At 35.4% G+C, this 23,037-nt stretch carries 22 protein-coding genes and 1 pseudogene; 18 read left to right on the plus strand and 5 right to left on the minus strand.

Features of this window, described 5'->3' with window-relative positions:
- Positions 1-867, minus strand: coding sequence for a helix-turn-helix domain-containing protein (locus IGL98_RS00060; RefSeq protein WP_206844547.1), 867 nt, complete (start codon positions 865-867; stop codon positions 1-3).
- A 195-nt stretch (positions 868-1,062) separates the two neighbouring features.
- On the opposite strand from IGL98_RS00060, the pseudogene IGL98_RS00065 reads away from it, so the two are divergent.
- Positions 1,063-1,260, plus strand: a pseudogene (locus tag IGL98_RS00065) (DNA gyrase C-terminal beta-propeller domain-containing protein); the annotation flags it as partial.
- Positions 1,261-1,403: 143 nt separating this feature from the next.
- Complete coding sequence (locus tag IGL98_RS00070; protein ID WP_069647067.1) at positions 1,404-1,835, plus strand: hypothetical protein; 432 nt, start codon at positions 1,404-1,406, stop codon at positions 1,833-1,835.
- Between the two features lie 69 nt (positions 1,836-1,904).
- Here IGL98_RS00070 and IGL98_RS00075 read toward each other — a convergent pair whose 3' ends face one another.
- On the minus strand, positions 1,905-2,276 hold the full coding sequence (locus IGL98_RS00075; RefSeq protein WP_339099416.1) for a PaaI family thioesterase: 372 nt from the start codon (positions 2,274-2,276) through the stop codon (positions 1,905-1,907).
- Positions 2,277-2,307: 31 nt separating this feature from the next.
- Entirely contained in the window at positions 2,308-2,652 is a 345-nt protein-coding gene (locus IGL98_RS00080; RefSeq protein WP_206844554.1) for a hypothetical protein, read from the minus strand.
- A gap of 181 nt (positions 2,653-2,833) precedes the next feature.
- Here IGL98_RS00080 and IGL98_RS00085 point away from each other — a divergent pair, with 181 nt between their 5' ends.
- From IGL98_RS00085 to menC, 8 genes are all read left to right on the plus strand, one after another.
- A complete protein-coding gene (locus IGL98_RS00085) occupies positions 2,834-3,217 on the plus strand; it encodes a YccF domain-containing protein (protein WP_206844557.1) in 384 nt (127 codons plus the stop codon).
- Positions 3,218-3,379: 162 nt separating this feature from the next.
- Positions 3,380-4,420, plus strand: coding sequence for an Abi family protein (locus IGL98_RS00090; protein ID WP_206911814.1), 1,041 nt, complete (start codon positions 3,380-3,382; stop codon positions 4,418-4,420).
- A 564-nt stretch (positions 4,421-4,984) separates the two neighbouring features.
- Positions 4,985-5,800 carry a 1,4-dihydroxy-2-naphthoyl-CoA synthase gene (gene menB, locus IGL98_RS00095; RefSeq protein ID WP_206911815.1) on the plus strand — a complete coding sequence of 272 codons (816 nt, stop codon included), beginning with the start codon at positions 4,985-4,987 and terminating at the stop codon, positions 5,798-5,800.
- 18 nt (positions 5,801-5,818) lie between these two features.
- A complete protein-coding gene (locus IGL98_RS00100; RefSeq protein WP_206911816.1) occupies positions 5,819-7,291 on the plus strand; it encodes an o-succinylbenzoate--CoA ligase in 1,473 nt (490 codons plus the stop codon).
- Positions 7,288-8,670 carry an isochorismate synthase gene (locus IGL98_RS00105; protein WP_206911817.1) on the plus strand — a complete coding sequence of 461 codons (1,383 nt, stop codon included), beginning with the start codon at positions 7,288-7,290 and terminating at the stop codon, positions 8,668-8,670. Before IGL98_RS00100 ends, IGL98_RS00105 begins: the two co-directional genes overlap by 4 nt.
- Positions 8,654-10,375 (plus strand): 2-succinyl-5-enolpyruvyl-6-hydroxy-3-cyclohexene-1-carboxylic-acid synthase, encoded by a 1,722-nt coding sequence (gene menD, locus IGL98_RS00110; RefSeq protein ID WP_206911818.1) that lies wholly within the window; start codon positions 8,654-8,656, stop codon positions 10,373-10,375. The genes IGL98_RS00105 and menD overlap by 17 nt, the downstream gene beginning before the upstream one ends.
- Positions 10,376-11,206 (plus strand): 2-succinyl-6-hydroxy-2,4-cyclohexadiene-1-carboxylate synthase, encoded by an 831-nt coding sequence (gene menH / locus IGL98_RS00115; RefSeq protein WP_206911819.1) that lies wholly within the window; start codon positions 10,376-10,378, stop codon positions 11,204-11,206.
- Between the two features lie 97 nt (positions 11,207-11,303).
- Entirely contained in the window at positions 11,304-12,413 is a 1,110-nt protein-coding gene (gene menC / locus IGL98_RS00120) for an o-succinylbenzoate synthase (protein WP_206911820.1), read from the plus strand.
- A gap of 57 nt (positions 12,414-12,470) precedes the next feature.
- On the opposite strand, the gene IGL98_RS00125 is transcribed toward menC, so the two are convergent.
- Complete coding sequence (locus IGL98_RS00125) at positions 12,471-13,997, minus strand: AMP-binding protein (protein WP_206911821.1); 1,527 nt, start codon at positions 13,995-13,997, stop codon at positions 12,471-12,473.
- A gap of 305 nt (positions 13,998-14,302) precedes the next feature.
- Between IGL98_RS00125 and rpsF the strand changes: the two genes are divergently transcribed.
- The 6 genes from rpsF to dnaB all read left to right on the plus strand — a co-directional run bounded on the left by rpsF (position 14,303) and on the right by dnaB (position 19,753).
- Entirely contained in the window at positions 14,303-14,605 is a 303-nt protein-coding gene (gene rpsF, locus IGL98_RS00130; protein WP_206844580.1) for a 30S ribosomal protein S6, read from the plus strand.
- A 48-nt stretch (positions 14,606-14,653) separates the two neighbouring features.
- Positions 14,654-15,220 (plus strand): single-stranded DNA-binding protein, encoded by a 567-nt coding sequence (gene ssb, locus IGL98_RS00135; RefSeq protein WP_206844582.1) that lies wholly within the window; start codon positions 14,654-14,656, stop codon positions 15,218-15,220.
- Between the two features lie 25 nt (positions 15,221-15,245).
- Complete coding sequence (rpsR, locus tag IGL98_RS00140; RefSeq protein ID WP_010762117.1) at positions 15,246-15,485, plus strand: 30S ribosomal protein S18; 240 nt, start codon at positions 15,246-15,248, stop codon at positions 15,483-15,485.
- 231 nt (positions 15,486-15,716) lie between these two features.
- The gene (locus IGL98_RS00145; RefSeq protein WP_206911822.1) at positions 15,717-17,699 is read left to right on the plus strand and encodes a DHH family phosphoesterase; all 1,983 of its coding nucleotides are present in this window, start codon (positions 15,717-15,719) and stop codon (positions 17,697-17,699) included.
- Between the two features lie 87 nt (positions 17,700-17,786).
- Positions 17,787-18,239, plus strand: coding sequence for a 50S ribosomal protein L9 (rplI, locus tag IGL98_RS00150; protein ID WP_206911823.1), 453 nt, complete (start codon positions 17,787-17,789; stop codon positions 18,237-18,239).
- Between the two features lie 140 nt (positions 18,240-18,379).
- A complete protein-coding gene (dnaB, locus tag IGL98_RS00155) occupies positions 18,380-19,753 on the plus strand; it encodes a replicative DNA helicase (RefSeq protein WP_010762114.1) in 1,374 nt (457 codons plus the stop codon).
- Positions 19,754-19,812: 59 nt separating this feature from the next.
- Here dnaB and IGL98_RS00160 read toward each other — a convergent pair whose 3' ends face one another.
- Positions 19,813-20,295 carry an AmiS/UreI family transporter gene (locus IGL98_RS00160; protein WP_206844587.1) on the minus strand — a complete coding sequence of 161 codons (483 nt, stop codon included), beginning with the start codon at positions 20,293-20,295 and terminating at the stop codon, positions 19,813-19,815.
- A 308-nt stretch (positions 20,296-20,603) separates the two neighbouring features.
- On the opposite strand from IGL98_RS00160, the gene IGL98_RS00165 reads away from it, so the two are divergent.
- Positions 20,604-21,896 carry an adenylosuccinate synthase gene (locus tag IGL98_RS00165; RefSeq protein WP_206844589.1) on the plus strand — a complete coding sequence of 431 codons (1,293 nt, stop codon included), beginning with the start codon at positions 20,604-20,606 and terminating at the stop codon, positions 21,894-21,896.
- A 159-nt stretch (positions 21,897-22,055) separates the two neighbouring features.
- Positions 22,056-22,925 carry a DegV family protein gene (locus IGL98_RS00170; protein ID WP_206911824.1) on the plus strand — a complete coding sequence of 290 codons (870 nt, stop codon included), beginning with the start codon at positions 22,056-22,058 and terminating at the stop codon, positions 22,923-22,925.
- Positions 22,926-23,037: the final 112 nt, after the last annotated feature.

Raw genomic sequence — 23,037 nt, forward strand, 5'->3', positions numbered from 1 at the left:
TTATTTTTCGTTCATGACGTGTATTGTAACTATGTATATATTTTCTAAAATTCTCCAATAAGAATTATTTAGTTGCTTTAAAAAATCAATGTTTTTCTTAGTAATTAAAATTCCGTTCTGACAGTCTTCAGTTATTATTAAGGAAAGCCCAATAAAAAAATTTTGTAAAACTTGTTCTAACAATAGTTCATCGGAAATATTCAAGTTTACAAGTATTTGTGCATACTTGTGGACTTTTAAGATATCTTTTTCTTCTATTTCGATAATTATCATATTAACAAGTATTTTTACTAACTCTGATTCGTATTGTTTTAAATTTTTATATTTATTGGCACTGTTAAAGATATTATTAATCATTAATTCATTTATTTCTCTAGAAAATGAAAAATAAGTATTTATATATAAAACCAAATCGTAGTGTGTAAAAAAATTGAGATTCAATAAATAATATTGAATCTCATTTTGTTTTCTATAGTCATTGTTTAAGTTTAATCGATTGACTAACAAATCGATTATCAAGTAAATATGCTTATATTTTTCTATTAAAGATTTTTTATACAAATTTAGTGAATATAATTTTAAATTTTCTAGTTTCTCAGTGTCTTTTTCCAGAAAAGCTTTTTTAACGTTTTTAAATAGTCGTTTAAATTCATCTTCTTTAAAAGAATTACCAATAAACATGAATTCTTCTATAGAAACATTGAGTTGTTCTAACAGTTTAAAAAATGTTACAGCGGATATCTCAGATTGATTATTGATAATTCTATGATATTGAGATCTCGAAATAACGCCACTTGTCAGAAGCTTTATGGATATATTTTTGCCTTTTCTAATAAAATCTATCGTTTTACCTAAGTCTATAATCATGGTAGAGATCACTCCTTTCAAAGGTTAATAGATTTCTTCAGGGCATTTTTAAAAATTTAAAAGAATTAAAGCCCACATAAATACTTCGCTCCTTTTTTTCTGAATATTCAGATTTTTATACAAGTTTAACATCTATTAGTAAGAATTACAACACTTAAAGAGTTTAATTGGTAATTTAATATAAAGTTTTCTGGTTTCAATGTTGATTCAGTTTCTCAAACAGGACGCGCTACATTAGGGGTTCGTTTGATGCGAATGGAAGAGGATGCAAAAGTTGTGACGATGGCGGTTGTAGAGCCGGAGCCAGATGAAATCGTTGAAGAAGTTGAAGGTGTAGAAACAACAGTTGTTGAAACTGAAACGCCTGAAATAGATACAACGACTGAAGAATAAATAAAAAAGAACATTTCAGTGGAATGCTGAGATGTTCTTTTTTGCATAGTTTTTATATTTAAAAAAAACATAATATCGTTTTGCTTTGTTTTGAAAAAAAGTATGATTATAATAAGAGTAATAAGAAGTGAGAGGTAAAAATGATGACACAAGAAAAATTATTACTATCTAAAACTTTTTCAAAGCAATTAAATATTGGAACGGCATTATCTAACTTTATTGAAAATATACTGGAAATATTTGGAGGAAAAACGACTGTTTATGAACGTAGACCGATTACTTTTTCAGAGTATCTTTATGTTGAGATGATCACTTTCTCAAATGGTTTTCAGATCAGAACGAGTCTAAAGAGAAATCCGGAAACATTCGAAATAGAAGCATTTGCATACTCTGAACCGAATCATGTTTATTTATCAAATTTAACTTCAGAGGAATTGAATTTAATGTATTTACTCGTAAAAAAAGAAAGAGAAAAAATTTTAAATCAAAAATATTCAGAAGTAGATCAACGAGAATTGGATATAATGACCTCTTTACTGATGAATTTGAAAGTAATTACAGGTGAAATAATCTAGTTGAAAGTGGTCGAGGCAAAAGCGTTAACTCCAAGTAATAAGCTGTTTTTGTCTCGCCAATGATTCTCTTTACTTTTCAAATTTTCTACCCATTAACGTACAGCGCCCAACAGCTGTTAGTTCCCCAGCGTCATTAAATACGTTTCCTTCCCAAACTTGAATTGCTTGTCCGACACGATTTGCTGTCGCAATCACCGTTAATGTTCCATTTGACACACTTTTTAGATGATTGATTTGAAGATCTACTCCAACTGCATAAGAATTCTCATCCAGTTGTTCATTAGCGCCTAAACTACAAGCAGTTTCGATCAAAATCCCATTCATTCCTCCATGTAAAACGCCATAAGGTTGTTTATGAAAATCTTCAATGTTCATTTTTAGTATAACTTTTTCTTTAGATAGTTCAGTTGTTTCGATTTTTAAATAATCTAATAAATGCACGAAAATCAATCCTCTCATTTTTCTAAGTAAATTATTGTTGAATCGATTCTAGAAAATCAATTACTTTATCCAGTGCTAAATCATGATAACTTAAAGAATCAAAGTAGAATACTTTTTCTTTGGGGTAATCTTTTAGTTCAAACTGTTTTTGCAAGCCTGGAACGCAAATAATGGCATCTGCTTCCTGAGCGATCACGTCAATATCTGCTATTGAATCGTCTAGAACAGCGATCCAGTGACTATTTCTCTTTTCCAACGATTGATTCAGCTTCGTTACTAGTTTATTTTGTTTAAACATACCTAGAATGTTTCCGTTTGGTAATTTGCTTTTTAAAAACATGGGTGTACTTTGATAGACTAAGATTGCTGTGCTCATAAAAATAATCTCCTTCGCTGTTCGTAATGAGGCTTATAGTCATAATAGTAACGAAGTTATAGAATGTGTACAAGGAATTTTATATGATTTAGTAAATTTATAGGGCAAGCAAGAGTTTGTTTTTAGCTTTTATAGTATAATTTATTTTTATACGATCAAGAAGAAAGTAGAGGGTTCAGAGATGGGTTGTCTAGGAAATATTATTTGGTTTATTTTTGGCGGTTTCGCTGGTGGTTTGGCTTGGCTTTTAGCTGGAGTTCTTTGGTGTATTACGATTGTTGGAATCCCAATTGGGTTACAGTGTTTCAAGCTTGCTGGATTGAGTTTTTGGCCGTTTGGCAAAAGAGTTGTGTATAGCACAAGTACGAGTTCATTTTTAGTGAATATTCTTTGGCTGGTTCTCAGCGGATTTTGGTTAGCGGTAGGACATTGTATCAGTGGGATTCTTTTATGTGTGACGATTATTGGAATTCCATTTGGTATGCAGTCATTTAAACTAGCTAAGTTGGCGTTGATGCCATTTGGTGCGCAAGTAGTGCCTACTAACAGTGTTTATATGGAATAGGAAAAAATAGGAGTAGTCTATAGCTGAATCATGGCTTAGCTACTCTATTTTTGATTGTATGTTTCTTTATTTATGAAGAGTTAAATCAAATCTGTGTATGTCATATTGTTAAATATCTTTTTAGAAAGTATAATGAATATAAATGTATTTAGGAGAATAAAAATGGATATTGAAATGTTAACAATACTTGAAAAGATAAAGCAACAACAGAAAATTAGTGTAGAAGAGCAGGTTAAGTATATGAGTTTTAAAGGTATTGAATTTAAAGAAAGTGATGAAGCAAGCGCAATAAAAACATTATCTGAAAATACATATTATTATAAAATGACTGCATTTAGAAAAAATTTTAAAAGGAATTCTGATGGAAAGTATCAGAATTTAGATTTAAAACATTTATCTGATTTGGCAATTATTGATATGCATTTGAGATATTTACTAATGAAATTAACATTAGATATTGAACACTCGCTAAAAACGAAAATCATATCTTCAATTACAAAAGGTGATGATGATGGTTATTCAATTGTTGGTGAATACAATAACTATCAGAAAAGTAATTTCAATTCATGGATTGAAAGGAAAAATATTTCTGAAAAAGAACAAGCAGAGCAGCAAGCGAAATACATTGATGTAGTAGATAAAATAATGAATGAACGAAGCAATAGAAAAAACTATGATTATGATTTATATTGTAAAAGAATAAAGAAACCATCTATTTGGGTCCTTTTAGAATTAATGACTTTTGGACAGTTATCATCATTTATCAAATTTTATTGTGAACAGAACTTGTTTGAATCAAGTAAGTATGAAGTGGCTAAAATTTTTCTACCATACTCAAAGAATGTACGAAATTGTGCAGCTCATAGTAGAACTATTTTATTATATTTAAATCAAGAATTTCAATTTGGGAGTAAGGAAAGCCCATCCAGGTATCCTCATAAAAAGTTAACAGATTATGTAATAAGAACAGATTTTAGTAATAATCGTATCTATCCTAATCTAACGAATATGAGAGTACATGATTTAGTATCGTTGTTATTTTTGCACGATACATATGTTGAATCATCAGGAATTAGAGATAGCAGAAAAGCTGAATTAGAAGAATTGCTGAATAGATGCAAGCGAAATGAAGACTTATATATAAATCATCCTTGGCTGAACGAAAAGTATAATATGTTTTCTGAAATAATTAAAACATATTGATTTTTGGGAGAATTATGCCAGAGTTTAGTGTTGACCAAGGTTAATTCAAGTGGTAACATGGTTATTAGATGAAAGACCCTTCCGAAAGGTCGTTTATAGTTGGGGTAACAGCTGACTATAAATTAAAGGAAAATAAAACTGTTTGATACAAGCTGGTTGTGGCGTTTGTATCAGACAGTTTTTTAGTGTATTTGAATTATTTCTACTATTTTCTTGCTAGTATCATTCGTTTAATCTTTCACCAGTATCTAAACCGTCTATCATTCTAAAATCTATATATTTGTGTATAATAGAAGCATTGAAAACTAATTTAGTTGGACAAACCAGCTCTTCAGAAAAAAGATGAATTATGAATAAGGCAAAAAGCACCATAGTTTTAATTTCCTATTTTTCTGTCAGAGCTAAACAGCTTGTTCCGCTTTTAAACTATCTAGTTGCTCAAATCAATCCTTTGGAAAATAGATAAATTGTCAGTGAAACTAAAAGCGTTTCAATGTCAAATTCCTGATTTTCTACAGGATTAACCGATTTGTTCCGCTTTTAAAATTATAAGGAGGTTTCCTCATGAGAAACTGGACAACGATCAAAGAATACGAAGAAATTTTATTTGAACAAGAAGGCAAAGTCGCGAAAATCACCATCAATCGCTCTCAAGTACACAATGCCTTTACACCAAAAACTGTCATGGAAATGATCGATGCATTTAACATCAGCCGTGATAAACAAGATGTCGGCGTAATTATTTTAACCGGTGCAGGAGATAAAGCATTTTGTTCAGGCGGAGACCAAAAAGTCCGTGGGCATGGCGGATATGTAGGTGAGGATAGTGTTCCTCGTTTAAATGTACTAGATTTACAACGCTTGATTCGTGTGATTCCAAAACCTGTTATTGCAATGGTCAAAGGGTATTCGATCGGTGGAGGTAATGTACTTCAACTTGTTTGTGATCTTACGATTGCAGCGGATAACGCTAAATTTGGTCAAACTGGACCAAATGTCGGTAGTTTTGATGGAGGTTATGGTTCTGGCTACTTAGCCCGTGTGGTCGGTCATAAAAAAGCCAAAGAAGTTTGGTTTTTATGCAAACAATATTCAGCTGAAGAAGCGTTGGATATGGGCTGGATCAACACAGTTGTACCTTTAGCAGATGTTGAAGATGTTACAATGGAGTGGGCAGAAGAAATGTTGAAGAAAAGTCCGCTTGCTTTACGTATGATCAAAGCATCTCTAAATGCTGATACAGACGGATTGGCTGGAATTCAGCAACTAGCGGGAGACGCAACGTTACTTTATTACACAATGGATGAAGCCAAAGAAGGACGCGATTCGTTTAAAGAAAAACGTGATCCTGATTTCGACCAATTCCCTAAATTTCCATAAAATAAAAGGGTGAAAAACATGAGTAGTTGGCTCCAAAAACAAGTAAATGAAAGACCTGATCATCCTGCTTTTTATTGGCAGGATGAAGTATGGTCATTTGCTGAGGTAGCTCAAGAAGTTAAGCAATGGACAGCATCGTTTTCGTTAAAGATACCAGCTAAAGAAAAACGAGTTGCTCTATTTAGCCGTAACTCAAAAGAAATGTATTTTTCGATTTTAGCTTTGTGGGAATTAGGTAAAGAGCTAGTTTTGTTAAATACACATTTAAGCTTACAGGAACTCCACTACCAATTGACCGATGCAAAGGTGAATCTGGTGGTGGTTTCTACTGAAAGTTTGCCATTTTTTACTGAGTTGAAGCAATTAACCCTAATTGAAATGATAGAGCCAGAAGGTACTAAAGTAGCATTAGCAACTGAAATAGACTCTATCTATCAACTTAATGATACGGCTTCGATCATGTACACATCAGGTACGACAGGAAATCCTAAAGGAGTCGTACAGTGTTTCAGTAATCATTTGGCTAGTGCTTTGGCAACACAAGAAAATATGGAGATTACAGCGGAAGATTGCTGGCTGTGTCCAGTACCTTTATTTCATATTAGCGGGTTGTCGATCATCATTCGCCAATTAGTATTAGGTTGCAGTTTCCGTTTATATAGTAAGTTTGACGCAAAATTAGTGACAAATGATCTAGCTGAAGGTCGGGGGACCGTGATATCCGTTGTGTCTGTTATGTTGCAAGAACTACTGGAAAACTATCCTAAGAAGGGCTATAGCCCAAATTTCAAAGAGATGTTACTCGGCGGCGGACCAATTTCTCCTAAAGCGTTGGAAAAATGTGAAAGCTATGGTATTCCTGTGATCCAATCATATGGAATGACGGAAACCTGCTCTCAAGTCGTGGCATTAAGCTTTGAAGATGCGGCGAATAAAATTGGTTCTGCGGGTAAACCATTTACGGGGATAGCAATCAAAATCGTTGATGGACAAGCAAAACGAGTGTCTCCAAATGAAGTTGGAGAGATTCTATTAAAAGGAAAGAATATCGTTCGTACATATTTAAATGGCGAACAATGGCAAACGGTAAAATGGACGGCAGATGGCTGGTTTAAAACAGGTGATATGGGATATCTAGATGATGAAGGATATCTGTATTTAGTCAGCCGTTTAAGTGAGTTGATCATTTCAGGCGGCGAAAATATTTATCCTACAGAAATCGAGCATATACTCCAAGAGTTTCCTGGGGTAAAAGAAGTTGCTGTAGTTGGTGAAGCCGATGCAAAATGGGGCGCTGTTCCTGTGGCTTATATTGTCGGAGAATCAACGATCACAATCGAAACAATAAATACCTTTGCTAAAAACTATTTAGCAAAATATAAACTGCCTAAACGGATCTACTTGTGCCATTCGCTACCCAGAACCGCTAGCGGGAAATTAGCGAAACATCGCTTAACAACAAGAGAGAGGGAGGCTTTTTTAAGCAAATGAGCATTCCTAAAGAATTAGAACAAGCTTATGAAAATGGTTATCGTCAATTTAGCTGGGTCAAAGAAATAAATGAAAATGTAGATTCTTTGCGTACTTCTTTTGAGAAGGGAAAAAAAACCTTTAAAGGTGAACGGTTTTATTGGCAAACACCTGACAGTAATTTTACGCTAGTCGGTTTCGGCAAAGAAAAAGAATTAGCGCATGATCAAGCTTCATTTGAACAAGTAGATACATTTATTTTAGGAGAAAAAGATAAAATTTATCAAAACCATTCTATTCCTGGAACAGGTGCTATTTTATTTGGAGGATTCGCTTTTGATAGCAAACAGTCTAAACAAAATGACTGGGGAATTATGGAACAAGGATTGTTTTATTTGCCGACCTTTTTACTGACAGAAACCGCTGGAAAACAGTATCTTACGCTGAATTTCAGTGCAGAAAATAAAGAAATAGTACAGCAAAAGTGGTTGGAACTCACATCACAATTTGCTAAAGTAATGGCTACTCAGCTGATTGAAAAAAAAGAAACTATGCAAATAAAAGCGGAAGAAATCGCTGTTTCAGAATGGCTGACGGTCGTTGACGAAACTGTAGCAAAACTACGAGAAGCAGGACCTTTAGAGAAAGTTGTGTTGGCAAGACGGATGGAAGTGAAAAGCGATCGTCCATTTCAAGCAGATATCATTTTAAAGAATCTTCAACAACAGCAAACCAATACGTACTTTTTTGTGTTTGAAGCGGATGAACATGTCTTTATCGGTGCCACGCCGGAACGTTTATTAAAAGCTTCTAAAAAGACTTTTTCAACGGCAAGCATCGCTGGTTCTGTTTCACGTGGAACAACGGAGACGGAAGATGATGCGCTGGGTAACTATTTATTAAATGATATGAAGAATAAACAGGAGCACAAAATTGTTGTCGATAGAATCATCAAAGAATTAGAAAAGATGACAGGAACTTCCATAGAGACTAAGAAACCAGAATTATTAAAGAATCGCGATATTCAGCATTTACATTTACCGATTGAAGGGCAACGTCAAAAAGCGTATCAATTCTTGAAAGGAATTCAGCAATTACATCCAACACCCGCATTAGGCGGAGAACCAAAGGAACTCGCTTTGGCATGGCTTAAAGAGCATGAACAGTTAGATCGAGGATTGTATGGCGCGCCAATCGGCTGGGTCGCTATCAAAGAAGATGTAGGGGAATTTGCGGTGGGGATTCGTTCGGCTGTATTTTCTGAGAAAATCGGCTACTTATATGCTGGATGTGGTATTGTGAAAAATTCTCAAGCAGAGCAAGAAAGAATAGAGACAAAAATTAAATTTCAACCGATGTTAAGAGGAATAGGCGGGGACGATCATGGCAAATCAAAGTGAAATGACAAATTATTTACAAACCTTTGTTGAAGGGATGATCAGCAGTGGAGTGGAGCAAGCTGTGATAAGTCCTGGTTCTCGTTCCACACCATTAGCATTATTGTTACATCGACAAGCACAAATAGAGACATTCATTGAAGTAGATGAACGCTCGGCAGCTTTTTTTGCTTTAGGATTAAGTAAAGCAAGCACTAAGCCGGTTGTTTTATTATGTACATCAGGAACAGCCGCAGCAAATTACTATCCAGCGATTTGTGAAGCTAACGCTAGTCATATTCCATTGATTATTTTGACAACGGATCGGCCCCACGAATTACGGCAAGTTGGTGCTCCTCAAGCGATGGATCAGTTTCATTTGTTCCAAAATCATGTAAAGGAATTTATAGAAATGGCGATTCCAGAAGGAACGAAGGTGATGCTGGACTATGCCTATTGGCAAGGAATGCGTGCAACAGATACCGCTTGCCAAACACCCAAAGGTCCAGTTCATTTGAATTTCCCATTGCGGGAGCCGTTATTACCTGATTTAAATCGATCATTGGTCACTGAAAAAACAACCGAAATCTTCGCGGGTAAAAAGCAGTTGTCAGAGGAACAACTAGCAGAGTGTGTCGATGTATGGCAAGGAAAAAAAGGTGTTTTAGTTGTTGGTGGAAGCCACACACCAGAAGAAGCCAAAATATTTATTGAATTAGCAGGAATGTTAAATTGGCCGATTCTTAGTGATCCCCTGGCAAATATCAATTCGGGTAGTAAAGAGAGTCCTTTGATTATGAGTTATGCGGACTTATTTATCCAAGAAGTTGACATGATCCAATATCCAGAAGTGGTGATACGATTTGGAATGTTGCCAATTTCAAAAAATACGATGCTCTGGCTACAATCTCTTAATGAGACAACAACGATCTACTTCGTCGATGAAACGGGTGAGTGGCAAGATCAATTAAAACAAACACAAGTTGCTATACAGGCAGAAGAACAAACTTTTGCTAAGGCAGTTACTGATAAAATTAAAATGAGAACCGCAGATTCATGGCGTAATCAATGGATCGACTGGCAGGAAAAAACAGAACAACAATTAACTGAACTTAGCGAAATGAAGACACTAAATGAAACCTCTGCAAGTATTTTAGTGCATAAAAAAATGACGAAAAATGGTCAATTGTTTGTTTCAAACAGCAATGCGATTCGCTTTTTAGACCGATTTTCAACACCTAAAGGCAATCATTATCATTTATTTGGTAACCGAGGAATCAATGGAATCGATGGCATCATCTCAACTGCCTTGGGAATGTGTGCGACAAACCCAGACCGTCAAAATGTATTGTTAATCGGTGATTTGGCTATGTATCATGATATGAATGGTTTATTGTTGGCCAAACGGTATAATTTGCCATTAACGATTGTTTTATTAAATAATAATGGTGGCGGCATTTTTTCTTTTCTTTCACAACGCCAATTGAAAGTAGAGGATTTTGAACCGATTTTTGGTACACCGATCGATTTAGATTTTTCTTTAGTTGCTCAATTATATGGCGCTGAATATGTAAAAGCAGAGACCTTAGAACAATTAGAGCTGTTGCTGGAAGCTACACAAAAGCAACCTAAGTTCCAACTGATTGAAGTTGTAGGTGACCGTCATGAAAATGTGTTGTTATATGAAAAAGTCATTGATGGACTGAAAAAAAAGCTAGGGAAAAAATAAATGAAAACAAGTATAAATGGTGTAATTTATTATTATGAATGGTTGTCTGGCTATGAGTCAAATAGACCAACATTGGTTTGTTTTCATGGGTTTACTGGAACAAGCCAAACGTTTGCTCCAGTTTTTCAAAAAGAAAGTGATAGAAATATTTTAGTGATTGATTTGATTGGTCATGGTCAAACGGATTGTTATGTTCACCCCTATCGATATCAGATGGATTGCTTGTGTCAGGACATTGCGTTATTGACCGAAAAATTAGGGATACTTTCATTTTCTTTATTAGGCTATTCAATGGGCGCTAGAGTAGCTTTAGGATTTACGTACCTATTTCCTCAAAAGATTCATCAACTGGTCTTAGAGAGTGGTTCTCCTGGTTTACAGAGCATGTCGGAGCGAATTATGCGCAAACGTTCTGATGAACATCTAGCTGGGTTTATAATGAGTCACCCTATAGAAGCCTTTGTTGATAAATGGGAAAAACTGTCCCTTTTTGATAGCCAAAAACGACTATCCTCGAAAATTCAGGAAACACTTCGTCAAGAACGATTATCTCAACAAGTTTTTGGGTTGGCTTGTAGTTTATGGTATATGGGTACAGGAGTTCAGCCTGATTTTTGGCAAGAGTTGGACAAAATAAAAATCCCTACATTGGTGATAGTGGGGGAATTAGACCTTAAATTTCAGCACATAGCCCAAAGTATGAAGGAAAAGCAACCTGATATGTCTATTGAAGTCGTAAGTGATGCTGGCCATTGTGTTCATTTGGAAAAACCGGAAATAGTTGAAGAAGTTGTCTATACGTTTTTATCTAGCTCCTCGGAAAAAAGATAAAACTATAATTGAGGCAAAAAGCCCCTCGGGTTATGTCTTCCTATTTTTCTGTCAGAGCTGAACGAGCCCGCTACACTTTTAAAAGGAGGAAACCATATTGAAAATTCACCGCATTGATCGTTATCGTGTTCGGCTACCTTTACGGATTTCTTTTGAAACAAGTTATGGTCGCTTAACAGAGAAAGCATTTGATCTTTTGTTAGTGACAGATGAATTAGGTAATCAGGGGATAGGTGAATTGGTCCCTTTTGAACAGCCAGATTACATAGAAGAAACGATTGATACTGCACGAATTATTATAGAAAAGCACTTGATTCCTTTAATAAAAGACGTAGAGATTCATCATCCTAAAGAAGTATCACTTCTCTTCAATGAGGTTAAAGGCAACCAAATGGCAAAAGCCAGCCTTGAGACAGCAATCTGGGATTTATATGCTAAACGTAACGGAGAAAGTCTAAAAACGTATTTCAATGGAACGAGAGCTCAAATTCCGGTTGGCGTCAGTGTGGGTATTCAGACTGATTTAACTAAATTAACGGATCAAATTACTGAATATGTTGCTCTTGGGTACCAAAGAGTTAAATTGAAAATTCGACCAGGCTATGATTTGAAACCAATCGAAGTGATTCGGAAAAAATTTCCCAATCTTACACTGATGGTAGATGCTAATTCTGCCTATACCATTAAAGATATAGCGCACTTAAAACAATTAGACACATACAATTTAGCAATGATCGAACAGCCCTTTGCGGCGAATGATTTTTTGGATCATGCACAATTGCAAAAAGAATTAAAAACAGATATTTGTTTGGATGAGAATATTCGAACGCTTAAAGATTGTGAGTTGGCATTTTCTTTTGGGAGCTGCCGAAGTATCAATTTGAAGATTCCTAGAGTAGGTGGAATTACAGAAGCTATGAAAATAGTCGATTTTTGTAATGAAAAAAAGTTACTTGTTTGGCTAGGTGGTATGTTTGAATCTGGCGTGGGAAGAGCGTTGAATTTACAATTTGCTTCTCAAAAAATCTTTACTTTTCCTGGAGATATTTCAGCTTCTAATCGTTATTACTATGAAGATATTTTGACTGAGCCTATTGAAATTCAAAAAGGTAAAATCAGTGTGCCTGATGGCTTGGGAATTGGTGTTTCTTTATCCGTAGAAACGTTATTAAAATATGGTATTTATGATACGATATTTACTAAATAAAAAGAATCACAGGCTAATTTTTTATCTTAGACTGTGATTCTTATTTATAATAACTTGTTATTTTTCCTTTAAAGTTTTCTCAATTTGTAATCGTTGTACTTTCATCGTAGCTGTACGAGGAATTTCGTCCCAATCCATAATAATCGGTTTGTTTAGATGAGGTAAGTCAGTTACTTGTTCCCACCAAGCATCCCAATCCATGCCTTGTTTTGGATCAACTGCGAGAATTGGTTGAGGAGAATTGTCTTTTGCTCTAACGATGATTACTTCTTGAAGAAAATCAAGAGCATCCAATAAATGATCCTCAATTGCCAAATTACTATCGATTTTTTCAATCAAATCAACTTGACGATCTTTCAGGAATAAATGACCATTTTCATTCATAAAGCCATAATCCCCACTATCCCACCAAGGACCAAAGACGGTTTCTTGGAATCGATCATCTTCTTTATAGTAAGTTAAGGCGCGTCCTTTAGATAAAAATTGAATATGTCCATCTGTCATAGCAGGTAAAACATTGCCATCTTTATCTGCGATTCGTGCTTCCGTTAACCCTTCTAAACCAACACCCATATCACGAGCATCCGATGTTTTTAGAGACTCTAAAGTATGAGCTTTTAAGATCATTGGGCCACATTCACTTTGACCGTAGACTTGAAGGAAAATTGGATCATTTTTCTCTGAAGCTTTTAAGAAACGGCCCATTGTCGCATTATTGATCGCGTCAAACGTAGAATGGTAATAGCGTACGCTAGCGAAAGCCTCAGGCTGTCTTTTTGCAAGAGAAGTCCATTGAACAAAATTGTTTGGATGTGTTTCAAGCGCAATTGGTTGGTACTTTATAAGCATTTTCGAAACAGAATCACTATTTGAAATCGATAATGGCATCATCGGAAAACCCATCGCCATTAAGGAAGAAATCCCAATATTAAAGCGAGAATGAACCGGTGAAATATGGAATCCAACAAGTTTTTTCTCGGCGATCTTCGTAAAAATCGTTTTTTGCCATTTTGTACGCCAGCCCATTGAATTAGCAGAGTGACAAATCAATTTGGGAATGCCAGTTGTGCCAGAGGTATGTGTCATATAAGCAATAGTATCCTTAGGTAATTCTACTTGTGGGACTTCTTTAGCTTGAGCCTGTAAAAGTTTTGCTACTGAAATTTGTTTTTCTGGAGAGCTATTTTTCACCTTAGCTACTTTAGCGGCAGTTTCATCATCAAATAAGATAAATGGATTTTCCAAACGATCAACAAAAACTTCAATCGTTTCAGCAGGAAAATGATAAGAAATCATCGCAGGAACAGCGCCTAAATAAGAAGCAGCGACTGCCAACAAATACGTATCGAATTTTGAGCTTTTGAATATAATGATTTTGTCTTCCGCTTTAACACCTAAACTAGCCAATTGATAGGCACGATTTAAAATCGCTTCATGACTTAATTGATAGGTATAATTAGTTCCAAGTTCAGGAAAAGCTGGTAAAGCCTCATCATGAATGATAGCAGTTTCTGGGTTCTTAAGTGCAGCATCCAGATAATTCGTGTATAAGTTGAGCGGTTGGTATTCTAACAATTGATTCAATGTAACAGCATCCTTTCAAACTCTTTAAAGTATTTGTGTAATATCGAACAAAGATAGTATACCATGAAAAATAAATAACCTAAATAAATAGCAAAAAAATGAAAAGAATAAATTTATACGTATATTAAAGTAAGACAGAGAGAAAAAGTGATTGATTAAAAAGATGAACAAAATTTGTGAAGAATGCTTGATTTTATCAGCTTTTAGCTGTATAATGAAACCTTGTGAGTAGTCTATATATTTTAGATAACTCTCCTTGCTCTTAGCAAACTAAGAGCCTAAAGTCCATAGGGAGGTGAAAATCAATGAGTCAAGCTACGAATTACGAAATTATGTACATTATTAGTCCGAACATTGATGAAGAAGCAAAAACTGCTTTAGTTGAACGTTTCGACACAATCTTGAAAGATAACGGAGCAGAAGTTATCGAATCAAAAGATTGGGAAAAACGCCGCTTAGCATATGAAATGAACGGGTTCCGTGAAGGCATCTATCATATCGTTAAAGTATCTTCTCCATCAACTGCAGGAGCAATCAATGAATTTGATCGTCTTGCTAAAATCAATGACAGTATTATCCGTCATATGATTATCAAGGAAGAAGCATAATCCAAATGTTTCACGTGAAACATTGGAATGACGAAAGGAGATGTTTAAATGATTAACAACGTTGTATTAGTTGGAAGACTAACAAAAGATCCAGATTTACGATATACATCTAGTGGTTCAGCGGTTGCGACATTTACTTTAGCGGTAAACCGTAACTTTACGAATGCAAATGGAAATCGTGAAGCAGATTTTATTAATTGTGTGATTTGGCGTAAGCCTGCTGAGACGATGGCAAACTATGCACGTAAAGGTACTTTGTTAGGTGTCGTTGGACGTATCCAATCGAGATCGTATGAAAATCAACAAGGTCAACGTGTTTACGTTACAGAAGTTGTATGTGATAATTTCCAATTGTTAGAGTCTCGTTCTGCTTCAGAGCAAAGACAAACACAAGAAGGATCAGGATCAACATATAATGCTGGTGCTAACAACAGTGGCGGTGGAAGTTTCCAACCAAAACCAGCACAAAATAATGATTTCTCTGGACAAAACAATTTTAATCAATCATCCTCTCAGTCTAACAATAACGGTATGCCTGATTTTGATAGAGACTCTGATCCGTTTGGTGGAACAGGTTCTACTATTGACATTTCAGATGATGATTTACCATTCTAAACGAATTTGATAGGAGGGAATAAGAATGGCACAACAAAGAAGAGGCGGACGTAAACGTCGTAAAGTCGATTATATCGCTGCTAACCATATTGAATATATTGATTATAAAGATATCGAATTATTAAAAAAATTCATTTCTGAACGTGGAAAAATTTTGCCACGTCGTGTAACAGGTACTGGTGCTAAGAATCAACGCAAATTAACAATTGCAATCAAACGCGCACGTATCATGGGCTTATTACCATTTGTTGGTGAAGAGCAATAATATAGAATTTGCTTAAGAGATCAAGGACTAGTTCTTTGTTCTCTTTTTTTATATATAAATTTATGATTGAATAATATGAAAAACAAGTAGAAAAAGTGTTTTGTATAGTCAATGATGAAATTCCATAAATCCTTTCTTGAAATGTTTCACGTGAAACATTTTGTAATTCGCAGAATTTCTTTTTTTATGCTAAAATAACCTTATCTGCAGAACAATGGAGGAGTCTTTATAATGAAAAAAAATGGAATGAAACGGATTTTGGGTTCTGTATTCGTTCTCTTTTTATTAGAAGTAATGTTATTTTTCTTCATATCTAATAAATATATATTTATAGCTGGATTACTGATACTCAATATTGTATTGATAAATCGAATAGTTTACCTAATCAAAAAAATTGAGATATCTAATACAGAAAAAATTAGAGAAGCAAGTACGATTGCAGAAAAGTCATTGGATTATGCTTTTAATGAAGTGTCTGTTGGGATTATAAATTTTGATCCTGATACAAAAGAAGCTAAGTGGTTAAATCCTTTCGCAGAAGCAATTTTTCATAAAGATGGTCAAACACTTATTAGTCCAGAATTAATACAAACCTATGTAACACTGGCAGAAAAGGATAAAGATATATTTAAAGTTGGGGATCACGTTTATCGTTTCAATGTTGATACAAAACAAAATACAATCACTTTTAAAGATATTACGGAAGAAAGCAATCTGTATCATGAAAAATTAGAAATGCAGACAGCTATTGGAATTGTTTCCGTTGATAATTATGATGATATTACAGATAGTATGGACGAAAAAGAGATATCTTACTTAAATAGTTTTATCACCACAATGGTTTCTGATTGGATGGATGAATATCAAGTTTTTTATAAAAGATTGAACGCAGAGCGTTATTTTTTCATTGCTCAGTTAGAAGATGTAAAAAAGATGATGGATTCTAAATTTCAAATTTTAGATAAGATCAGAAAAGAATCTAGTACAAGAGAGATAGCGATTACATTAAGTATGGGGATTTCTTATGGTGGAGAAACGTTGAGCCAGACTGGTAATACGGCACAAACAAACTTAGATACTGCATTAGTTAGAGGCGGTGATCAAGTCGTTGTAAAAGAAGCGAAAGATAATGCAAAACCAATTTTTTATGGTGGTAGAACAGCATCAGTCGCAAAAAGAACGCGTGTTCGCTCTCGTGCAATGAGCACTGCAATTCAAGGTATTTTTTCTGAGTCCTCAGATGTTTATATTATGGGCCATCGTTTTCCTGATATGGATGCAATAGGTTCGGCATTTGGCATGGCAAGGTTAGCCAAATTTCATAGTAAAGAAGCTTGGGTTGTGTTAGAGAAAAATGAAAGTATTCCGGATGTTGAAAGAGTGATGTCTGAGCTGGAAAAATATCCTGAACTAGCAAAACAGATCATCACACCAAAAGAAGCAATGAAAAAGAAAACCGATAGTAGTTTATTGATCATGGTAGATTACCAGAAACCCTCACTTTCGATCTCACAAGAATTATATGAACAATTTGATAAAGTTGTAATCGTTGATCATCATCGTCGCGGTGATGAGTTTCCTGTTAAACCATTACTTTCTTACATCGAGTCATCCGCTTCATCTGCTTCAGAATTGGTGACAGAATTGATTGAGTATCAAAGTAATGCACAAAAACAGTTGGACAAATTTGAAGCAACCTTACTGCTTGCAGGAATCGTTGTTGATACAAAAAGTTTTAGTGTTCGGACTACGGCACGCACATTTGATGTGGCTAGCTATTTAAGAACTTGTGGCGCAGATTCATCTTTAGTACAATACTTATTAAGCTCAGATTTAACTAGTTATTTAGAAATGAACAGCTTGATTGCCCAAAGTGAATATGTTACGCCAGATACGGTTATCGTGACTGGCAGTGAAGAGAAAGAATATGATAGTGTAACAGCTGCTAAAACAGCGGATACATTATTATCAATGGTCGGAATCAATGCGGCGTTTGTCATAACAAAACGGATCGATAAGCAAATTGGTATCAGTGCACGCAGTAACGGGTCAATAAATGTCCAACTAATCATGGAAAATTTAGGCGGAGGTGGTCATTTTACCAATGCTGCGGTACAATTATCTAATGTAACAGTAGCTGAGGTAAAAGAGCAGCTGCTAAAAGTGATCTATCAAAATATAGATGTGATGTATGATTCAGATTCACTGGGCTAGTACCTTTTAAGATTGTCGCAAAAAGTATTGCCTTCATATTTTAGTTGGAGCTGATCATTAATTACTATACGAGGAGGAGTAATACGCATGAAAGTTATTTTTTTACAAGACGTCAAAGGTAAAGGAAAAAAAGGGGAAGTAAAAGAAGTACCAAACGGATACGGACAAAACTTTCTAATCAAAAATGGATATGCTAAAGAAGCGAATAAAGGAAGTATCAGTGCCCTTGCTGGACAAAAAAAGGCCCAAGATAAGCATGAAGCCGAAATTTTAGCAGAAGCGAAAAAAATGCAAGAGTTCCTAGAAAAAGAAGATACAGTTGTAGAGCTTAAAGCAAAGGCTGGTGAGGATGGACGTCTCTTTGGAGCTATTCCTTCAAAACAAATCGCAGAGGCCTTAAACAAGCAATATAAGGTCAAATTAGACAAGCGTAAGCTAGAACTATCACAACCAATTCGTTCATTAGGGTTTACAAAAGTTCCAGCGAAATTACATCATGACGTAACGGCAACTATCAAAGTTCAAGTAATAGAAGAATAATTAGTAAAAACAGAGGTTATCCTCTGTTTTTTGTTTATCGGTAAGAAGAAAAGACACGATATTGTCATTGTACATTTCGGTTGTTTCTTGTTAAAATAGAAAGACTGAAAAGCGTAATTATAGCTATAGGAGAGAAAAAAATGAATGAAGTATGGCAAGATCGAGTACCGCCCCAAAGTATGGAAGCAGAGCAGGCCGTTTTAGGGTCGGTTTTTTTAGATGCTGAGGTTATTATCGATGCTTTAGAATACATAGAACCAAAAGATTTTTATCGCCGTAATCATCAATTGATTTTTCAGACTATGCTTACCTTGAATGATCGAAATGAAGCGATTGATGTTATTACGATCAAAGATCGTTTGGAGCAAGAGAATTTACTAGAAGACGTTGGTGGTTTAAGCTATCTGTCTGACTTAGCGTTAGCTGTACCAACAGCTGCTAATATTGTGTATTATGCAAAAATCGTTGAGCAAAAATCATTGCTGCGCAACTTGATTCAAACCGCTACAGAAATTGTTACCAAAGGTTTTGAGCAAGGCGAAGATGTTGAAACAATATTAGACGATGCAGAGCGTAGTATTTTAGAAGTTTCAGAAAAAAGAAATCGAAGTGGTTTTTTATCGATCGCGGATGTATTGAACACGTCGATTGCCAATATTGACCAACTTTATCAAAATGATGAAGAAATCACTGGTTTACCTACTGGTTACCCAGCTTTGGATAAAATGACAGCAGGACTACAAGCTGAGGAATTGATTATTTTGGCAGCTCGTCCAGCGGTAGGGAAAACAGCCTTTGCGTTGAATATTGCACAGAACATTGGGACTAAAACAGATCGTTCTGTTGCTATTTTCAGTTTGGAAATGGGGGCAGAATCGTTAGTTAACCGGATGCTTTGTGCGGAAGGTTCGATTGAAGCTGGACACCTGCGGACAGGTCAGCTCTCAGAAGAAGAGTGGCAAAATCTGATTATTGCGATGGGAAGTTTATCCAGAGCACAAATCTATATCGATGATACACCAGGTATTAAAATCACAGAAATTCGGGCAAAATGCCGGAAGTTAGCACAAGAACGTGGCAATCTTGGGTTGATATTGATCGATTACCTGCAGCTGATTGAAGGAACTGGTCGCGAGAGTCGTCAACAAGAAGTATCTGAAATTTCCCGTCAATTAAAAAAATTGGCCAAAGAATTAAAAGTTCCAGTTATTGCCTTGTCTCAATTATCCCGTGGTGTAGAACAGCGTCAGGATAAACGTCCTGTACTAAGTGATATCCGTGAGTCTGGATCTATTGAGCAAGATGCGGATATCGTGGCGTTCCTTTACCGTGATGATTATTATGATCGTGGTGAAGAGGGAGAAGATGGCAATCGTGAAGAACCTGAAATCGATAACGTCATTGAAGTAATTATTGAGAAAAACAGAAGTGGTGCCCGAGGGACGGTTGAGCTGTTATTTATTAAAGAGTTCAATAAATTTGCTTCGCTATCCCAAAGACCAGATGATTTTTAACCATTAAATAAAAAAACAGCTATACGCCGGTATTTATTCCGGTCATAGCTGTTTTTTGCTTACCATAATTCTGTTATCATTAAAAATCCAGGAATCCAAGCAGTAACGATTCCTTCAAAAATGGCTAAGTACAAAACGAATTTTCCAATTGGAAGTGCCAAAACATTTTGTAAAAATCCAGAAAACCATAGAATTCCCCAGAGTATCCAGATGATGGCAAAACGCCAGTCACCACTAGCATATGAAAGGTAGGCACAAGGAATGGCATTTACTGCAACAAATAATCCGAAAATACCATAAGAGCGCCAGTCTAAATCAAACAAGTAGATAACGCCCATCAAAAGGTTTGTACAAGCAAATAAAAAACCAGTACCAGCGGAAAAATAGTCGCCACGCAATAAAAAAGTTGTATTGGCTATAAACGTTATACTTCCTGTAAATAAGTTTATAAAGGCAGTTGATTTCCCATCAACTCCCGCTAACCCACAATAGCCGTTACTAATCAATGTAATGCCAACGAATAATAAAACAACACCCAACAAAATAAAAACCCTCCTATTTAAAATGAATTGCGTATTATATTTTACGTTAGTTTTCTAGAAAAAGAAATATGCAATTTGTTATTTTTAGATGACAGTCTTCGAAAATGATAAGGCATCTATTTTTTCATTTATAGGACAGACAGCCAATATTCGCTTTTTTATTCAATGTTTTTTGATATATTGATTAATGTTCGTGTTTTAACCTCTTTTTATTTTTAAAGAATGATATTATTCGATTTTTCCTTGAAAGCGTTCTGCTTTACTGGTACAATGAATCAGGACAAAATAATTTAGAACGAGGTGTTCGAATGTCATCAGTTGTAGTAGTTGGAACGCAGTGGGGCGATGAAGGAAAAGGAAAGATCACAGATTTTTTAAGTGAGAATGCTGAGGTCATCGCACGTTATCAAGGCGGAGATAATGCAGGTCATACCATTAAATTTGATGGTGTCACTTATAAACTACATTTGATTCCTTCAGGTATCTTTTACAAAGACAAGATCAGTGTGATCGGAAATGGCGTCGTAGTTAATCCAAAATCTTTAGTAAAAGAACTGGCTTATTTAAAAGACAATAATGTCACAACAGATAATTTACGTATCTCAGATCGTGCGCATGTGATTTTACCTTACCACATCCAATTGGATCAATTGCAAGAAGATGCTAAAGGTGAAAACAAAATTGGTACAACGATCAAAGGGATCGGGCCTGCATACATGGATAAAGCCGCTCGTGTAGGGATTCGTGTAGCAGATTTATTAGATAAAGAAATTTTTGAAGAGCGTTTGAAAATCAATTTAGAAGAAAAAAATCGTCAATTCGTTAAAATGTTCGATAGCGAACCAATTGCTTTTGAAGATATTTTCGAAGAATATTATGAGTATGGCCAACAAATCAAGCAATACGTGACAGATACTTCTGTTATTTTAAATGACGCATTAGATGCTGGCAAACGTGTATTATTTGAAGGCGCACAAGGCGTTATGTTGGATATTGACCAAGGAACCTATCCATTTGTTACATCGTCAAATCCAGTTGCTGGAGGCGTTACGATCGGTAGTGGTGTTGGTCCTTCTAAGATCAATAAAGTCGTTGGTGTTTGTAAAGCTTACACATCACGTGTTGGTGATGGTCCCTTCCCTACAGAATTGTTTGATGAAACAGGAGAAACGATTCGCAGAGTGGGGAAAGAATATGGTACAACAACAGGTCGTCCACGTCGTGTAGGCTGGTTTGATACGGTTGTAATGCGTCACTCTAAACGTGTATCGGGCATCACGAATTTATCATTGAATTCGATTGATGTGCTAAGTGGTTTAGAAACAGTAAAAATCTGTACAGCCTATGAATTAGATGGAAAATTGATCTATCATTATCCAGCTAGCTTGAAAGAGTTGAGCCGCTGTAAACCAGTCTATGAAGAGTTACCAGGTTGGTCAGAAGATATCACAGGATGTAAGACATTAGCTGATCTTCCAGCGAATGCAAGAAACTATGTACACCGTATTTCTGAATTAGTTGGCGTGCGTATCTCAACATTCTCAGTAGGACCAGACCGTAATCAAACGAATGTATTAGAAAGCGTTTGGGCACAAATTTAAATCTTAAAGCAGGTGAGAGACAAAGTAAAAATTGTCTCTCGCTTTTTTTCATTTTTCTCTAAACAGGAAGCCTTTTTTGATTATCTATTCTCTTATATAAAACATGAGTATCCATCAATTATGTGTTAAAATAGAAAAACAGTTAGGGAGGATTTAAAAATGACATTTAAATTAATGACAGACTCATGTTGTGATTTACCATATACATATTTAGAAGCCAATAATGTTGATTTTATCAGTATGACCATTCAATTAAATGGGAAAGAATTAGTCGATGATTTAGGGAAAACATTTGATTATGATTGGTTTTTACAAGAAATAAAAACGGGTGGCATGCCGACCACTTCTCAGGTAAATGTGGGACGCTATATTGAATTTTTTAGACCCTTTGTCGAAAAGAAGATGCCGATATTATATTTAGCCTTTTCTTCTGGTTTAAGCGGCTCTTACCAAAGTGCGATGCAAGCTGTTGAAATATTGAAGGAAGAATACAATGATGCAGAAATTTATGTGATCGATACGAAAGCTGCTAGTTTAGGCGAAGGTTTGCTAGTCAGTGAAGTCATTCAATTGAAAGAAGATGGCCATTCTTTAGAAGATATTTTATTGTGGTTATCTGAAAATAAAATGACCGTTCATTCATGGGTCACAGTGGACGATTTAAAACATTTAGAGCGTGGTGGTAGAATCTCTAAAGCCGCAGCTGCAATCGGCGGGTTGATGAATGTTAAGCCGATCATTGTAGTAGATGAACTAGGAAAACTACAAAATATAGGCAAAGTTCGTGGTCGCACTAAAGCATTGAAGAAATTAGCTGATGAAACTGTTCAAGGAATGATCGAACCGTTAAAACAAACGGTATTTATTGCATATGCTGGTGATTTAGAGAGTGCAGAGAAAGTCAAAGCATTGATTGAAGAAAAAGTTCAAGTCAAAGAAATTCGCTTGCATCCACTTGGACCAACAATTACTAGTCATACTGGAAATGGCTGTATAGCAGTATTTTCGCGTGGAAAGAAACGAGTATAGGATATTATTTAATGATAAAGTGTGAAGCAAAACAGAAATGCTCGTTTTGTTTCACACTTTTTTATATTGTTCAAAAAGAAAAAAATAAGACTAAAGTCTGATTACAAGAATG

It is taken from the genome of Enterococcus sp. DIV0840, from assembly GCF_050527835.1.
Taxonomy (GTDB): Bacteria; Bacillota; Bacilli; order Lactobacillales; family Enterococcaceae; genus Enterococcus_L; species Enterococcus_L ureasiticus.

Excerpts from the sequence above, each read along its gene's own strand:
- IGL98_RS00165 (WP_206844589.1), top strand. The coding sequence starts at position 20,604 with ATGTCATCAGTTGTAGTAGTTGGAACGCAGTGGGGCGATGAAGGAAAA.
- IGL98_RS00105 (WP_206911817.1), top strand. The coding sequence starts at position 7,288 with ATGAGCATTCCTAAAGAATTAGAACAAGCTTATGAAAATGGTTATCGT.
- rpsR (WP_010762117.1), top strand. The coding sequence starts at position 15,246 with ATGGCACAACAAAGAAGAGGCGGACGTAAACGTCGTAAAGTCGATTAT.
- menD (WP_206911818.1), top strand. The coding sequence starts at position 8,654 with ATGGCAAATCAAAGTGAAATGACAAATTATTTACAAACCTTTGTTGAA.
- IGL98_RS00080 (WP_206844554.1), bottom strand. The coding sequence starts at position 2,652 with ATGAGCACAGCAATCTTAGTCTATCAAAGTACACCCATGTTTTTAAAA.
- IGL98_RS00085 (WP_206844557.1), top strand. The coding sequence starts at position 2,834 with ATGGGTTGTCTAGGAAATATTATTTGGTTTATTTTTGGCGGTTTCGCT.
- dnaB (WP_010762114.1), top strand. The coding sequence starts at position 18,380 with ATGAATGAAGTATGGCAAGATCGAGTACCGCCCCAAAGTATGGAAGCA.
- IGL98_RS00145 (WP_206911822.1), top strand. The coding sequence starts at position 15,717 with ATGAAAAAAAATGGAATGAAACGGATTTTGGGTTCTGTATTCGTTCTC.
- rplI (WP_206911823.1), top strand. The coding sequence starts at position 17,787 with ATGAAAGTTATTTTTTTACAAGACGTCAAAGGTAAAGGAAAAAAAGGG.
- ssb (WP_206844582.1), top strand. The coding sequence starts at position 14,654 with ATGATTAACAACGTTGTATTAGTTGGAAGACTAACAAAAGATCCAGAT.
- IGL98_RS00100 (WP_206911816.1), top strand. The coding sequence starts at position 5,819 with ATGAGTAGTTGGCTCCAAAAACAAGTAAATGAAAGACCTGATCATCCT.
- IGL98_RS00070 (WP_069647067.1), top strand. The coding sequence starts at position 1,404 with ATGACACAAGAAAAATTATTACTATCTAAAACTTTTTCAAAGCAATTA.
- menB (WP_206911815.1), top strand. The coding sequence starts at position 4,985 with ATGAGAAACTGGACAACGATCAAAGAATACGAAGAAATTTTATTTGAA.
- menH (WP_206911819.1), top strand. The coding sequence starts at position 10,376 with ATGAAAACAAGTATAAATGGTGTAATTTATTATTATGAATGGTTGTCT.
- IGL98_RS00170 (WP_206911824.1), top strand. The coding sequence starts at position 22,056 with ATGACATTTAAATTAATGACAGACTCATGTTGTGATTTACCATATACA.
- rpsF (WP_206844580.1), top strand. The coding sequence starts at position 14,303 with ATGAGTCAAGCTACGAATTACGAAATTATGTACATTATTAGTCCGAAC.
- IGL98_RS00060 (WP_206844547.1), bottom strand. The coding sequence starts at position 867 with ATGATTATAGACTTAGGTAAAACGATAGATTTTATTAGAAAAGGCAAA.
- IGL98_RS00090 (WP_206911814.1), top strand. The coding sequence starts at position 3,380 with ATGGATATTGAAATGTTAACAATACTTGAAAAGATAAAGCAACAACAG.